Source organism: Massilia pseudoviolaceinigra (assembly GCF_030846505.1).
Lineage (GTDB): Bacteria > Pseudomonadota > Gammaproteobacteria > Burkholderiales > Burkholderiaceae_D > Telluria_A > Telluria_A violaceinigra.
In genome coordinates, this window is sequence record NZ_JAVCWL010000022.1 from 84,848 (window position 1) to 99,480 (window position 14,633).

The following is a 14,633-nucleotide window of genomic DNA, read 5'->3' on the forward strand; positions in this document are numbered from 1 at the left end:
AACATTTCGCTATCACTGCCATAAATTCTCGGCATTGGCACTCAACACGAGAGAGTGCTAATATAGGGTCTTGCATGGCGGGGAATCCCCGAAGCCACCGCTGGCATCAGACCGCAACAGCCGCCCCGGAACCGCATCCGGCCCGGGCATTTGATGATGCAGCACAGACACTCTACGAGGAAATACATGATGACGTTGTCCGCACAATCCGCATTGGTTCCGACCGGCAATCGTGCTTTAGGACTCGGTTTCACCGGCAATCTGGGCAATATCGATGCCTATATCTCGGCGGTCAACCGCCTGCCGATGCTGACCCACGAGGAAGAGATTTCCCTGGCCCAGCGCCTGCAAAAGAATAACGATCTCGCCGCCGCGCAGGAGCTGGTGCTGTCGCACCTGCGCCTGGTGGTGTCGATCGCGCGCGGCTACCTCGGCTACGGCCTGCCGCACGCCGACTTGATTCAAGAAGGCAATATCGGCCTGATGAAGGCGGTCAAGCGTTTCGATCCGGACCAGGGCGTGCGCCTCGTGTCGTACGCCATGCACTGGATCAAGGCCGAAATGCATGAGTACATCCTGAAGAACTGGCGCCTGGTCAAGGTCGCCACGACCAAGGCCCAGCGCAAGCTGTTCTTCAACCTGCGCAGCAACAAGCAGGGCCTCGATGCCATGACCCCGACCCAGATCGATGCGCTGGCCAAGCTGCTCGACGTCAAGCGCGAGGAAGTGATCGAGATGGAAACGCGCCTGTCGGGCCGCGACATCGCGCTCGAAGCGCCGACCGACGACGAAGACGACAAGTTCTCACCGATCGCCTACCTGTCGTCGGACCTGTCCGAGCCGACCAGGGTGCTCGAAGCCGAACAGGTCACGCGCCTGCAGTCCGAAGGGCTGGAAACGGCGCTGGGCAAGCTCGACGCCCGTTCGCGCCGCATTGTCGAAGCGCGCTGGCTGGCCAACGACGACGGTTCCGGTGCCACCCTGCACGCGCTGGCGGACGAATTCGGCGTCTCCGCCGAGCGCATTCGCCAGATCGAAAGCGCTGCTCTGAAGAAAATGAAAGGCGCGCTGTCGGCTTATATCTGAGCCCGCGCACGCCTGGCGCCCCCGCGCCGATGCCGCCTGGTGTAGACTAGGCGGCATTTTTTTCGTCGGTACAAATCGTCAAGCTTGTACAAGCCAATACACTTGATTACATATTTATAATGCGAGTTTGACGTATCATGCATACCGTGCCGGTGTCTGAGCGCGGCAATAACATGGGCCCCGAGCGCTGCCCCGCGCGCCGTCACAGCCTTTTTCACAGCCAAACATGAATAGGTAGTCTGCACATGAAATACTTTACATGGACGCGAAGCCTGGCCGCCCTGCTGCTGGCGCCCGGCCTGGCCGGTGCCGCGCCGGCGCTGATCGAGTCCCCGACCCTGAATAATGTCAGCAAACGCTCTGCGTACCACGCCGGTATCGAACTGGCCGACAACCGCGTTCTCGGCCAGCTCGGCCTGGGCGACGTCAGCCGCGCCATGCACCTGCGCCCGGCCGACGCGCTGCTCGGCGATGTCGACCTGAGCGGCGCCATCAGCGCCTATGCCAACGGCAATGTGCCTTCATGGGGCGGAACGGACGCGCGCCACAGCTACCCGGAAGTGCGCGCCAGCTATGCCAAGCAGGCGCGCGCCAGCTTCAGCGCCGCCAATGCGCGCCCGAGCGTGGCCTCGCAGTCGGTCCCGGAACCGGAAACCTATGTCATGCTCGCCGTCGGCGTGGCCGTCATCGTCCTCACGCGCGGTACCCGCAAGCGCCTGCAGGACAGCCTCGACGCATAAACGGCCACGGCCGCCGCCCGCGCGGCTGGCGGCCGACGTTGCTGTTCCCTCACACTGTCGCTTCCAATATATTTCTTACAATGTTGTTCTATGTTCTCCGGCTTACCCTCGATTATGATGGCAAGCTTGGAAGCGCCGTTGCGGCGTTCGTCGATGTGATATGAAAAGGAATGGGACCAATGAACTTGTTTAAATTGCAGATGGGCGCCGCTGCGCTGGCTTTTGTATCCGCCACGGCATCGGCCGCGCCGACCGTGATCGAGGCTACCGGCTTCACTTTCACCAACCCTGATTCGACCGTGGCCGACGTGCTCGTGTCCGATGTGGCCGGCGCGACCACGATCCGCCTCAGCGATTTTGTCAGCAGCATGACCGGCAAAACCAGCGATGCCGCCGGCAACGCTTACTCCGCCGACATGACGTTTGCCGTGCGTTCCGGCTATCAGGTCACCGGTTATTCCTTCTCGGGCACCTTCGCCGGCACCCTCGACACCGCCGTGCCGCCGGGCGGCCTGGCAGGCGCCGGGACGACCAGCAACCGCGGCGCGGTCAGCCTGTTCGCCAGCGGCGCGAACGACTGGAGCGAGAACCACTTCAGCAGCGTCTACAGGCTCAACGGCAACGAATCCTTCGTGTTCAGCGCCGCCAACCTGTCGCTCAAGGACGTGCTGACCATGTCATTGAACAGCAGCATGACCATGTTCGCCTCCCCGGCAGTCTGGACCACGCCCGATGGCGTCGTCCACCGCCAGAATTCGTGGGCGAGCCTGAGCGTGCTCAACCCGACCCTGACCGTCTACACCTCGGCCGTGCCGGAACCGGAAACCTACGCCATGCTGGCGCTCGGCCTGGCCGTGATCGGCCTGACCCGCCGCACCCGCCGCCGCCTGCAAAACGGCGTGGCGCAAGCGTAATACCCGGGCCGGCCAGGCCGGCTCTTCCTTTTCCGACGGGCATGCACGGCGCCGCAGAGCGCCGGCTCGTCAATTGCGCGGCCACACAGTGGCGAAATTGATATGATCTATGATCGGCTTTCCCACTAATGAGGAGCCCATCATGCTCAAGCTGATTTTCGCGTTCGCCGCCGCCTGTGTATTTACCGGGTGCACCGCCGCGCCAATGAAGGAAACATCGATGCACCGCAAATACGACGGCACCATTTCCTTGCTGCCGCAGACCAGCACCACCGTGGCGCCCGACGCTACCCTGCGCTTCGACCGCATCGACGACAGCCGCTGCCCGCCCGACGTGCGGTGCATCACCGCCGGCAAGATCGTCTACCACTTCACCCTGATCTTTCCGGTCGGGGTCGAGCCATTCATGCTCGAACCGGCCGCGCCGGCCTACACATCGACGCAGCAGCCCGACCTGATCATCTCGCTGGCCACCGACCCGCCGGCTCCGCTGCCCACCAATGTGCCGCCGGGCCCGCCGCAAGCGGTCATCCTGAACGTCAGCCACCCTCCCGCCGAAAGCCGATAAAACGACATGACCCACGCCGCCCGCCGCCTCGCCCTCGCCTGTTCCATCGTCCTCGTCATACCCCTGGGCCAGGCCAGAACCCCGGTGGCCAGCGGCACCGGCGGCGCCGTTGCCACCATCAGCGAACAGGCCTCGCAGTCGGCCATGGCCATCCTCGACAAGGGCGGCAATGCGATCGACGCCGCCGTCGCCGCGGCCGCCACCCTGGGCGTGACCGATCCGTACAGCTGCGGCATCGGCGGCGGCGGCTTCATGATGATCTACCTGGCCAAGGACAAACGCGTGATCACGGTCGATCACCGCGAAACGGCGCCGGCCAGCGTCACCCCCACGGTGTTCCAGGAAAACGGCAAGGACAGCGACTTCGACGCCACCCTCGCCAGCGGCGCCTCGGTCGGCGTGCCCGGCACCGTGCGCGGCTGGCACGAAGCGCTCAGCCGCTACGGCACCATGTCGTTCAAGCAGGTGCTCGCGCCGGCCATCGGCGTGGCCACCAAGGGCTTCGAAGTGAGCGAGAATTTCCACCGCATGAGCGCCGAGAACCAGAAAAAGCTCCAGCTTTTCAGCAGCAGCAGCGCCCTGTTCCTGAAAAACGGCAAACCGCTGGCGGTCGGCACCGTACTGAAAAACCCCGGCATGGCCAAGGCCTACCGCGAAATCGGCGCCCAGGGCCATAAAGCCTTTTACCAGGGCCCGATCGCGCGCGCCATCGTCGACGCGGTGGGCAAGCCGCCGGTGGCCGCGGGCGTGCGCGTGCGCGCCGGCGCGATCACCCTGGCCGACCTGGCCAACTATGAAGCGCGCATCCGCCAGCCGGTGAAAACCACCTACCGCGGCTACGAGGTGTACGGCATGCCCCTGCCGAGCAGCGGCGGCATCGCCATCGGCGAAGCGCTCAACCTGCTCGAAGGCTACAACCTCAAGACGCTGCCGCGCGCCAGCGCCGAGCACCTGTACATGGAAGCGAGCCGCCTGGCCTTTGCCGACCGCAACGCCTACCTGGCCGATCCCGAATATGTCGATGCGCCGGTGGCCGGCCTGCTCAGCAAGGATTACGCGGCGCGCCGGCGCACCCAGATCAATGCCGAGCGCGCCGGACCGAAAGTGCTCGCGGGCGACCCGTATCCGTTCCAGAACGACCCCAGTGTGCCGCAGCGTCCGCAGGCCGCGCGCCTGCTGGCCGACAATGCCCACACCACCCATCTGACCGTCTCCGACAAGGACGGCAACGTGGTGGCCTACACCTTCACCATCGAATCGTGGGGCGGCAGCGGCATCGTGGTGCCGGGCTACGGCTTTTTGCTCAATAACGAAATGACCGATTTCGATTTCAGCGGCCCGCACCCGAACGTGCCGGAAGCGGGCAAGCGCCCGCGCAGCAGCATGGCGCCGACGATCGTGCTCAAAAGCGGCAAGCCGGCCTTCACGGTCGGCAGCCCGGGCGGCGCGACCATCATCACCACGGTGCTGCAAACCATCGTCAACCACGTCGACTTCGGCATGCCGATGGACAAGGCCATCAATGCTCCGCGCCTGAGCCAGCGCAACGATGCGGCCACCGACGCCGAGCCGGGCTTCGCCGGCAGCGCGCAGGCGCTGGCGCTCGAAAAACTCGGCTACAAGTGGCGCGCCAAGGCGGAAGAAATCGGCGCGGCGAACGCCATCGTGTTCAATGCCGACGGCACCGTGACGGCGGTCAGCGAAGGCAAGCGCCACGGCGTGGGCAGCGCGCTGGTGCAGAAAAGCGCCAACTGAGGATCATGCCGCCGATGGCGCGGCGGCGCGCGACTTGAATCCGGCATCAAACATCGAAGACCAGTTCGGGCAGCACCACTTCCCACTCGCCGCAACGGGCCAGGTGGCGGAACTCGGGATCGCCGTCTTGCGCCTGACGCACCAGGATGGCCGCCACGCGGCCCGCGATCCAGCGCAGATGGGCTGGCGGCTTGAACGCCCTGGCCAGTTGCCCCACCACCACGCCAGCGGGCGTGACCAGTTCCCACCTGGTTTTGCCAAGGCGCAGCTGCAGCGGGTCGTCGATGCGCAGCGCGGCAATGGCGCGGTGGACCGGGTCGCCCTGCGCCATCCGGCCGGCGAAGCCGATGTCGACATCCTGCAGCGTGAGCTGCAGATAGCGCCGCCGCAAGGCGCCCCGGGTGGCATCCATCGCCAGCGGCGCCCGGCGCAGCAGGCATGGCGCGTCGGGCAGTTGGTCGAGCAGGCTGGCCGGCCGGCCGCGCGAGGGCGCAAAGCGCGCCAGGACCAGCGTCCTGGCCGCCCGCGTCATGGCCACGTAGTACAGGCGGCGCGGCGCATCGGCGTCTTCACCGGGACCGAACGTGTCCCAGTGGCCGTCGGCCACGGCGACGTGGTCGAACTCGAGCCCCTTGGCGCGGTGCGCAGTCAGCAGCAGCAAACCGGTCTGGCGCCGGCGCGCTTCGCGGCCCCATTCGGCCAGCCATTCGATGAAGTGCGCCACCGGCAGTTCGGCGCCGCCCGTCTCCAGCGCGTACTCCTGGACCGCCTGGCGCAGGAGATTGATCCAGGTACCGGGCACCCGGGCGTCGAGCCAGGCCTCGATGGCGGCCGCATCGACCAGTGCCGCCTCGTCCCCGCGCAGCAAGCGCACCAGCGCCTGGGTTTCACGCAGGCGCCAGAACTGCGCGGTTTCTTCATTGGCCAACTGCACCGGGATGGCGTGCAGCATGCAGAAGGTGCGCACCGGCTCCAGGGTTTTCCACTCGCGCGCGATGACCGCCACGCCCGCCCAGTCCCAGTCCGGGTCCAGCGCGGCCAGGCGGCGCAGCTCGGCCATGATGGCCAGCGCCTGGCTGGCATCGTCGGCGCCGGCATCGATGATCCGCACGCGGCCCCGGCCGACCGGGTCGCGCTCCTGCCACGCGCCACCCGCGTCAAGCTTGGCGCGCGCGCGGTCGATGCTGATCGGGTGCGCGCTTTTCATGCGGCAGCTGGCCGCTGCGATCACCAGGTTGGAGGCGTCGATGATGTGCCGCGTCGAGCGGTAATTCTCGGTCAGGAACGCCGCTCTGGCGCTGTAGTCCTGTTCGAAGCGGCGGATGAAGTCGACCGAGGCGCCGTTGAAGGCGTAGATGTTCTGGTCGTCGTCGCCGACCGCTAGCAGGGAGAGCCGCGCATCCTCGTCGGCGCTGTTGCGCCCCGCCAGCGCCGCAATGAGCGCGTACTGGTCCGGCCCGATGTCCTGGTACTCGTCGACCAAGATCCAGCGGAAGGCGCCGAGCAGGCGGTCGCGCTGTTCGTCCGCTTCCTGCGGCGCGAGGCCGGTCCCGTTCAACAAGGCCACCGCCTGCGGAATGACTTGCTTGAGCAGCTCCTCGTCGGCGCCAAGGCGCTTGTCGAAGCTGATGCCGGCGAGCCGCATCGCCAGCGCGTGGCAGGTCAGCACGATCACGCCGCCGGCGTCGCGCCCGATCAGGGCGGCGAGCCGGCGCCGGATGTCGACCGCGGCGTGGCGGTTATAGGTCAGTACCAGGATCGCGCGCGGATTTTCGCGCCGCACCCGCACCAGATAAGCGATGCGGTGCACCAGCACGCGCGTCTTGCCCGATCCGGGACCGGCCAGCGCCAGCACATTGGTGCGTTCACGGTCGTCGGCCACGATGCGCTGCTGGGCGCTGTTGTCGAGGCTTTCGACAATCGCGCGCCACGAGGCCGGCGTGGTCTGGCGCTCCAGTTCCTTCTCGCGCGCGGGCAGCCATTGCGCGATGAACTGGTCGCGCTCCATGCTGAAGTAATCCATCGCCAGCTGCAGGGCGTCCGCCATCTTTTGCAGGCCACGCTGCACGTATTCGGCCATCACGTGAATCTGCACCACCTGTTCGCTGTAGTGCAGTTCCAGCGGCGCGAAGTCGGCCTTGTAGAAGCCGCGCCGCTCGGGCGCCAGGCGGATCGTCATGGCGGGGCGAAACACGGCCATCCCCTTGTTCAGGCGGATCACGCCCTGCTCGTGAAGCCACAGCAGGGCGCGGTCGACCAGCCTGGGACAGGATTTCACGCGGCCCGCCAGTTCCAGGTCACCCTCGATCGCGGCGAGCAGCTGGCCGAGGGTGGTACTGGCCAGCTGGTCGTTGCCGCGTACGCTGGCCGGCAAGCTGGCGACCAGGTGCCCGAGCAGCTTGGCGGCGCCGTCGCGCCGCAGGGCCGCGGTGCCGGCGATAAGGTTCCAGCTGCGCTGCAAGGTGACCTGCACGCTCTCGGCGTCGAGCTGGCGCAGGCTGAAGCTGCCCACGCCATCGTCGCCATGGCCGTCGTTGGCGATGCTGCGCACGATGCGCAGCAGCTTGTCGGGCAAGGCATGCGCCAGGCCGGCGTCTTTCAGGCGCTGGCTGGCGTGGCGCAGGTGCAGCACCGAGGCGCCGCCCTTGGCCAGGTCGGGCGCGCCTTCGCGCATGGCGTCGAGCAGCGCCACCTCGAGTGCGCAGGCTTGTTCGAGCAGGCGTTTCGACGACATCTCCACGGCCACGTGAACGAAGGCAGTCAGCGCCGTGTCGTTGCTGGCGATCTTGTACTGTTCCAGCTCATACAGCGCGGCGCGCACCTTCTCGGCCGACAGGCCGGAGGCGTTCATCAATTCGTCGGTGGAGATGCCTTGATCGGCATCGGCGCCGATCAGGGCGGCCACCAGCGCCAGCAAGGCGTCGCGTTTTTCCTTGAAGAGCGGGTATCCGGCCAGCTTTTTTTCGGCTTCTTCGAGGGTGGCCACACGTAGGGAGGACGGAAATATATGCACCTGGTTTTCCTCGCGCGTGAGCAGCCTGGCTTCTTCCAGCCAGGCGATGGCGGTGCGCACGCGGGTGTCGTCGGTGGTGGAGTCGCGCGCGAAGTCGCCGTCGGCGTCTTCGGTCAGGATTTCGCCGGCCGTGGCGATGATGTCGGCCTCGCCGTGTTTTTTGCGCTCCAGGCGCTTGATCGCCTTGAGCACCACCTGGATATCCTGTTGCGACAGGCGCGAGCGCGCCGACATGGCGAACTGGCGCTCCACATCCTCCACCGTGTAGAGCAGCACGCAGCGGGCGGCGCCGCAATCGCGCCCGGCGCGCCCGGCTTCCTGCAGGTAGTTTTCGAGCGAGCCGGGAATGTCGGCATGGATCACCAGGCGCACGTCCGGCTTGTCGATCCCCATGCCGAAGGCGTTCGTGGCGACGATGACCTTGAGCTCACCGGCGATGAAGGCGTGCTGGGTGTCTTTCTTGACCATGCCACGCAGGCCCGCATGGAAGTGCCCCGCGCTCACGTCTTTCTGGCGCAGGAAAGCGGCAATTTCCTCGGTCTGCTTTTTGGTGGCGCAGTAGACGATTGCGCCGCCGGGCGCGTGCGCGGGCAGTTCGGCTTCCAGCATCTGGTGGATGTGCGCGAATTTTTCGGCCGGGGTGGTCGGCACCACCGAGAACGACAGGTTGACCCGCCTGGCACCGCCATCGAGCACGGTCAGGTCGATGCCGACCTTGTCGCGGAAGTGCGCCAGCATGTCGGCCACCACATCCGGCTTGGCGGTCGCGGTCAGGCACAGCACCGGGGCAATGTCGCCCGCACCTGCCCCGTCCGCGGCGCGCTCGCGGATGAAACGGCCCACGTAGCGGTAGTCGGGACGGAAATCGTGGCCCCATTTCGAGATGCAATGCGCCTCATCGAGCACCCAGGCGCCAATCTCGCGCTGCTCCAGCACACGCCGCAAGGCGCGGCTGCGCAGCTGTTCGGGCGAGACGATGACAATGCCGGCCTCGCCCAGGCGCACCCGGTCCAGGGCGGCGGCCCGCTCCGGAATCGAGAGCAGGCCGTTGATCGCCACCGCGCAGCCGATACCACGCGCTTCCATCCCGCTCACCTGGTCGGCCATCAGCGCCACCAGCGGCGAAATGACGACCGTCAGCGCGCCGGTCTTGTCGTAGCGCGACAGGGCCGGGATCTGGTAGCACAGCGACTTGCCGGTACCGGTCGGGAGAATACCGAGAACGTGACGCCCGCGCATGGCCGCGTCGACAATCGCTTCCTGCAGCGGGCGCCCCTGCCCGTCGCACGGTTCGGGGCGGAAGGCATCGAAGCCGAACCAGCGCTTGAGTTCCTTGCGCGGGTCGTGGCGCTCGCCGCACCAGACGCAATGCGCAGCGCCGCAGGCGCTGTCGCGCAGGCGCCGCACCAGTTGCGCCGCCTGCGGGAACTGGTGGCGCACCCAGGGCGGCATGACCGAACTGGCGCCGGCGACCGAGAGCCACGCCAGCGCATACGCCAGCGCCCAGCCCAGCGCGGGCGCGTCGGCGGCGACGGCGCGCGCCTCGGTCACGCAAGCCTGGCCATCGAGGCGGCGCAGGATGGCGGCGCTGGCCTCGGCCTGGCCCGGGCGCGCGGCGCGCCTGACCATCATGAACACCGAGTTCAGTCCGGACAGGGTATCGGCGCCGGTGGTGAGCCAGTGCCAGGCCAGCAGAAGGTCTGGCGCGCTGTCGTGCATGTCGCGCAAGGCGGCCAGCTGGTCGGCGAACAGCTGCAGCGTCAGGCGCGCATCGTGTTCGGGGTCGTTCAGGCTGCCGCGCCGCAGCTGGCCTTCCTTGTAGTGCTTGACCAGGTGGTGGTACGGATGGCGCGGAAAGGCAAGCGGATTGAGACGCAGCGTATCGACCATCGGCAGCTTGAGCAGGCGCAGGTGCGGCGCCGCAGCGGCCAGGTGGGGAGCGTCGAATTCGATCAGGTTGTGGCCGAGCAGGAAGGCAACCGGGTCGGCGAAGTCGTCGAGTTGCGCCAGCGCCGCGTGACAGTTGCCTTCGGTGAAGACGAAGGCGGCGCCGGTATCGCCGCGCACGGCGGCGAACTGGTGAATGCGGCCATCCTTGCAGCCCACTTCCAGGTCGACCGACAGGGAGCGCGGCGTGATGCCGGCCGCTGGCGGTTCCGGCTGCGCGGGCACGCAGGTAAGGTCAAGGGTCATACAACGCTTTGCAATGAAGAGTGTCGCAGCGCGGGTTGGTCCTCGCTGGCTGTTCCGAGTGCGATTCTAGCAGCGCGCCCTTCACCAATGCACAAAAAAGAAGCGCCCCGCGCCAAAAACCCGCGTCGCATGGAAACGGGTAATGGTGCGGGGCGCTGGCCGCGCGAGGCGCCATGCCGGGTCATGCCCGGCCCGGCCAGGCCAGGCCAGGCCAGGCCAGGCCAGGCCCGGCCGGCGCGCAGGCTTACAGGTGCGGGGTGATCTTCGGCATCAGTTCGTCGAAGGTACGGCCGCTGCCGTTTTCGCCGATCGCATGCATCTTCCACTCGCCGTTGTGACGGTACAGCTTGGCCATGATCTGGGCCGTGTGATCGCCCTGCACGGACAAATTGAAGCGCGCCACTTCCTTCTGGTCGGCCCCGTTGATGATGCGGCAGTAGGCGTTTTCGACCTGCGAGAAGTTCTGGCCCGTGAAGCTGTTTACGGTAAACACCAGCGACTTGACGCTGGCCGGGATCTGGGTCAGGTCGACCAGGATCTGCTCGTCGTCGCCGTCGCCGGCGCCGGTGCGGTTGTCGCCCGTGTGCACGATGCTGCCATCCTTGCTCTTGAGCTGGCGGAACCAGACCACATCGATCGCCCGGTTGCTCTCGTCGAACAGCAGGCACGATGCGTCCAGGTCGACCGTCTGGCTCTTGCCGCCGAAGCCGAACAAGCCCTTGGTCTTGATGGCATCCCACCCCAGGCCCATGGTGATGCGGGTCAGGGTGCTGCCGGCTTCTTTATCCAGAGAAATTTTCTGGCCTTTTTGCAGATTGACTGACATGGTATGACTCCTTGGTTTTAGCGCGCGCTGCCTGCCGCCCAGGCTTGGAACGAGGCACGGTTGCGCGAACAAATATAAACTTTGCCATTGCCGGAGAAGCGTAGCACGATGCCTTCCCCGCTGGTCTGGCTGTTGATCAGATTGCCTAAAAAGCCGCCGCTGTTGCCGGTCGTGATCGACGGCGTGTAGTGCAGGCTGCTGTCCCAGGCGACCACGTGCGAATTGTCGATCGTGATGTCCTTGCCCTGCTCGACCACCAGCTCATTGAGGGCGCCGAAGCCGGACACGATCAGCTGGCCAGTGCCGCTGGTCTCGGTGACGAAAAAGCCGCCGCTGTCGGCGAACAGCGCATTGCCGAGGCTTTGCGTGCGCACCTTGAGCTCGACCTTGGAGCTGGCGGCGACAAAGGCGCCATCGCTGAGCATGTACTGGCGCTGGCCGACCTCGACGATCTGCATCGCGCCCGGCAGGGTTGGCGAAAGCAGGCAGTCGCCATCGCCGCGCACCGCTTCGATGTGCTGCTGGAAGAACGATTCGCCGTTGGCGAAGCGCCGCATCAGCGCGCTGCCGATGCCGCCCTGCATCTTGCCCTTGAGGTCAAGCGCGGCCTCCATCATGACCATCGCGCCCGATTCGCAGTAAATCGTCTCGCCGCGCGTCATCGACACGTGCAGGAACGGGTCGATATCGCCTGTGACTGTGAAAACTGGCATGTGTGCTCCTTTTGGCGGCCCGCGCGGGAAGTACCGCGCGGGCCGCAAAACACTTTAAACGTTGACGCCGTAGCTCGTTGCGAGGGGGCCCAGGCCGCCCTGGAAACCCTGGCCGATGGCGCGGAATTTCCAGTCCGCGCCGGCGCGGTAGACTTCGCCGAAGATCATGGCCGCTTCGGTCGAGCCGTCTTCCGACAGGTCGTAGCGGGCGATTTCGGCGTTGCCGGCGGCGTTGACGCAGCGGACGAACGCTTTCGACACCATACCGAAATTCTGGCGGCGTGTCTCGGCATCGTGAATCGTCACGGCCAGCACCACCTTGTCGATATCGGCCGGCACGTTGGCCAGGTCGATGGTGACGCTTTCATCGTCGCCGTCGCCGGCGCCGGTGGTGTTGTCGCCCGAGTGGGTGATCGAGCCGTCGGCCGATTTCAGGTTGTTGTAGAAGATGAAGTCGGCGTCGGAACGGACCTTGCCGCTGGCGTTCAACAGGAAGACCGCGCCGTCCAGGTCGAACGCGTTGCCGTCGGTGGCACGGGTGTCCCAGCCGAGGCCGACGATCATTTTCGTCAGGCCGGGTGCTTCTTTACTCAGGTTGACGTTACCGCCTTTTTGCAAGCTGACTGGCATTTTGATTCTCCAAAAGTTAGTAAGACAATGAACACCGGGTGAATGACGCGGCAAACTGGTGTTCCTCAGTCTGCCGCGTTTGTATTACGCAGGCCTTAGCAGGGTGATTACGCCGCCAGCTGCAGTTTCTTGTGACGCACCGACGACCACAGCGAGGCGACGATGAAGGCCACACCGATCAGGCCGGTAAAGATTTCAGGCACATGGAACTTCATGCTTGCCAACATAATCAGCGCCAGGATACCGATCGCATAGTGTGCGCCGTGCTCCAGGTAGACGAATTCGTCGAGCGTGCCCTTCTTGACCAGGAACACCGTCATCGAACGCACGAACATCGCGCCGATTGCCAGGCCCAGCATGATGATCACGACGTCGGTGGTGATCGCAAACGCGCCGATCACGCCGTCGAAGGAGAACGATGCATCAAGCACTTCCAGGTACAGGAAGCCGCCGATACCGCCGCGCTTGACCATGTCGCCGACATTGGCGCCGCTTTCATCTCCATCGTTTTCAAGCAGGCTGCTGACCGTGTCCACGCCCACGTAAATCAAGATACCCCACAGACCGGCCATCAGCACGACCATCTTTTGTGCTTCGGCGACCATCGTCATGCTGGCCATCAAGGTGCCCAGGGCAATCATCACCGAGATCGAGCCGACTTTACCAAGCGAACCGAGCTTTTCTTCCAGGCTACCGAGCCAGTGCGTTTCTTTTTCATCGTCGAGCAGGAAGTTCAGGAATACCAGCAACAGGAACATACCGCCGAAGGCCGCCACTTCCGCATGGTGGGCCGTCAGGTGCGCCGAGTAGGCCTTGGGATCGGACAATGCCAGGTTCCACACTTCGATAATGCCCAGGTCGGCAGCTTGCGCCACGATGACCAGCGGGAACAGCAAGCGCATACCGAACACGGCGATGATGATACCGACGCCGAGGAACAGCTTTTGCCAGTAATCGTCCCAGGTCTTGAGCACGGAGGCGTTCACGACCGCGTTATCGAACGACAGCGACACTTCCATGATACCGAGGATGGCCGCCACGCCCAGGGCCGTGAACATGCCGCTCACGCCGTGGTGCTGGTAGCCCCACCATCCGGCTACCGCAAGGCAGACGAAGGTGACGAGAAATGAAATTCTGAAATGCTTCATAAGCGGGTTTTCCCTTTACTGTTATTGTTGATGCATGCAGTGTATCCCTAAGCAACACTTTTAAAAATAGGAGATAATCTGACTATTACTTCTGAAAAACCGAAGCATGAAAAATACTGGAATGAATTTTCGCCACCTGTACTACTTCTGGGTGGTGGCCAAGGAAGGCGGCGTCACGCGCGCCGCCGAGCGCCTGGGACTGGCGATCCAGACCATCAGCACCCAGCTCACCCAGCTCGAGCAATCGATCGGCAAGGCCCTGTTCATGCAGCAGGGCCGTGGTCTGCAGCTGACCGAGGCGGGGCGCCTGGCGCTGGCCTACGCCGACCAGATCTTCCTGCTGGGCGAACAGTTGCAGGAAGCGCTGGGCGAAGCCGACAGCGGACGCACCCGGCTCACCGTCGGCATTTCCGATTCCCTGCCCAAGCTGACCGCTTTCCGCCTGCTGGAGGCGACCCTGCACCTGGCCACGCCGGTGCGCCTGGTGTGCTACGAAGACCAGTTCGAGGCCCTGCTGGCCGACCTGGCCCTGCACAAGCTGGACGTGGTGCTGACCGACCGCGCGGTGCGCTCGGGCACCACCTTGCGCGTGTTCAGCCACATGCTCTTCGAGAGCGACACCATCGTGGTCGGCACGCCGGCCCTGGCGGGGGCCTACGCCGAAGGCTTTCCGGGCAACCTGAACGGCGCACCGTTCCTGCTGCCGACCCGCAACAATGCCTTGCGCGGACGCATCGACGAATGGTTCGAGCTGCACAATGTGCGCCCCGATGTGGTCGGCGAATTCGAGGACAACGCCTTGCTCAACACTTTCGGACGGCGCGGCGCCGGCCTGTTTTTCGCGCCGGCGGCCCTGGCCACCGACCTGGCCGACCAGTTCGGGGCGGTGCTGGCCGGCCACGTGCCGCAGGTGCGCGAGCACGTCTACGCGATCTCGAACGAACGCAAGATCAAGCATCCCGCGGTCGAAGCGATCCTGTCGGCCGTGCATCAGGGTGTGTTCAGCACGCCATGAACGGTACAATGGCCATCCCGGTCCCCTGTGGC

Annotated in this window: 11 protein-coding genes; 6 read left to right on the top strand and 5 right to left on the bottom strand. The window is 65.3% G+C overall.

Annotation, left to right across the window (positions count from 1 at the left end; all coding sequences use genetic code 11):
- Window positions 1-186 precede the first annotated feature (186 nt).
- From rpoH to ggt, 5 genes are all read left to right on the top strand, one after another.
- Window positions 187-1,086 carry an RNA polymerase sigma factor RpoH gene (gene rpoH / locus RBA40_RS21295; RefSeq protein WP_306649743.1) on the top strand — a complete coding sequence of 300 codons (900 nt, stop codon included), beginning with the start codon at window positions 187-189 and terminating at the stop codon, window positions 1,084-1,086.
- Between the two features lie 245 nt (window positions 1,087-1,331).
- Window positions 1,332-1,826 (top strand): PEP-CTERM sorting domain-containing protein, encoded by a 495-nt coding sequence (locus RBA40_RS21300; protein WP_306649744.1) that lies wholly within the window; start codon window positions 1,332-1,334, stop codon window positions 1,824-1,826.
- 179 nt (window positions 1,827-2,005) lie between these two features.
- Window positions 2,006-2,740: a PEP-CTERM sorting domain-containing protein gene (locus RBA40_RS21305; protein WP_306649745.1), complete on the top strand. Its 735-nt coding sequence runs from the start codon at window positions 2,006-2,008 to the stop codon at window positions 2,738-2,740.
- A 142-nt stretch (window positions 2,741-2,882) separates the two neighbouring features.
- Complete coding sequence (locus tag RBA40_RS21310; protein WP_306649746.1) at window positions 2,883-3,308, top strand: hypothetical protein; 426 nt, start codon at window positions 2,883-2,885, stop codon at window positions 3,306-3,308.
- A 6-nt stretch (window positions 3,309-3,314) separates the two neighbouring features.
- Complete coding sequence (gene ggt / locus RBA40_RS21315) at window positions 3,315-5,063, top strand: gamma-glutamyltransferase (RefSeq protein ID WP_306649747.1); 1,749 nt, start codon at window positions 3,315-3,317, stop codon at window positions 5,061-5,063.
- Window positions 5,064-5,109: 46 nt separating this feature from the next.
- On the opposite strand, the gene RBA40_RS21320 is transcribed toward ggt, so the two are convergent.
- The 5 genes from RBA40_RS21320 to RBA40_RS21340 all read right to left on the bottom strand — a co-directional run bounded on the left by RBA40_RS21320 (window position 5,110) and on the right by RBA40_RS21340 (window position 13,586).
- Window positions 5,110-10,269 (bottom strand): RecQ family ATP-dependent DNA helicase, encoded by a 5,160-nt coding sequence (locus RBA40_RS21320; RefSeq protein WP_306649748.1) that lies wholly within the window; start codon window positions 10,267-10,269, stop codon window positions 5,110-5,112.
- Between the two features lie 244 nt (window positions 10,270-10,513).
- Complete coding sequence (locus RBA40_RS21325; RefSeq protein WP_306649749.1) at window positions 10,514-11,095, bottom strand: TerD family protein; 582 nt, start codon at window positions 11,093-11,095, stop codon at window positions 10,514-10,516.
- A gap of 17 nt (window positions 11,096-11,112) precedes the next feature.
- Entirely contained in the window at window positions 11,113-11,808 is a 696-nt protein-coding gene (locus RBA40_RS21330; protein WP_099874417.1) for a TIGR00266 family protein, read from the bottom strand.
- Between the two features lie 54 nt (window positions 11,809-11,862).
- Window positions 11,863-12,438 carry a TerD family protein gene (locus RBA40_RS21335; protein ID WP_099874416.1) on the bottom strand — a complete coding sequence of 192 codons (576 nt, stop codon included), beginning with the start codon at window positions 12,436-12,438 and terminating at the stop codon, window positions 11,863-11,865.
- A 107-nt stretch (window positions 12,439-12,545) separates the two neighbouring features.
- A complete protein-coding gene (locus RBA40_RS21340) occupies window positions 12,546-13,586 on the bottom strand; it encodes a DUF475 domain-containing protein (RefSeq protein ID WP_306649750.1) in 1,041 nt (346 codons plus the stop codon).
- A 106-nt stretch (window positions 13,587-13,692) separates the two neighbouring features.
- On the opposite strand from RBA40_RS21340, the gene RBA40_RS21345 reads away from it, so the two are divergent.
- Window positions 13,693-14,601, top strand: coding sequence for a LysR family transcriptional regulator (locus RBA40_RS21345; protein WP_099874414.1), 909 nt, complete (start codon window positions 13,693-13,695; stop codon window positions 14,599-14,601).
- Window positions 14,602-14,633: the final 32 nt, after the last annotated feature.

Coding starts and splice junctions, on each gene's coding strand:
- RBA40_RS21305 (WP_306649745.1), top strand. CDS start 2,006: ATGAACTTGTTTAAATTGCAGATGGGCGCCGCTGCGCTGGCTTTTGTA.
- RBA40_RS21310 (WP_306649746.1), top strand. CDS start 2,883: ATGCTCAAGCTGATTTTCGCGTTCGCCGCCGCCTGTGTATTTACCGGG.
- RBA40_RS21320 (WP_306649748.1), bottom strand. CDS start 10,269: ATGACCCTTGACCTTACCTGCGTGCCCGCGCAGCCGGAACCGCCAGCG.
- RBA40_RS21300 (WP_306649744.1), top strand. CDS start 1,332: ATGAAATACTTTACATGGACGCGAAGCCTGGCCGCCCTGCTGCTGGCG.
- RBA40_RS21340 (WP_306649750.1), bottom strand. CDS start 13,586: ATGAAGCATTTCAGAATTTCATTTCTCGTCACCTTCGTCTGCCTTGCG.
- RBA40_RS21325 (WP_306649749.1), bottom strand. CDS start 11,095: ATGTCAGTCAATCTGCAAAAAGGCCAGAAAATTTCTCTGGATAAAGAA.
- RBA40_RS21335 (WP_099874416.1), bottom strand. CDS start 12,438: ATGCCAGTCAGCTTGCAAAAAGGCGGTAACGTCAACCTGAGTAAAGAA.
- RBA40_RS21330 (WP_099874417.1), bottom strand. CDS start 11,808: ATGCCAGTTTTCACAGTCACAGGCGATATCGACCCGTTCCTGCACGTG.
- rpoH (WP_306649743.1), top strand. CDS start 187: ATGATGACGTTGTCCGCACAATCCGCATTGGTTCCGACCGGCAATCGT.
- ggt (WP_306649747.1), top strand. CDS start 3,315: ATGACCCACGCCGCCCGCCGCCTCGCCCTCGCCTGTTCCATCGTCCTC.
- RBA40_RS21345 (WP_099874414.1), top strand. CDS start 13,693: ATGAAAAATACTGGAATGAATTTTCGCCACCTGTACTACTTCTGGGTG.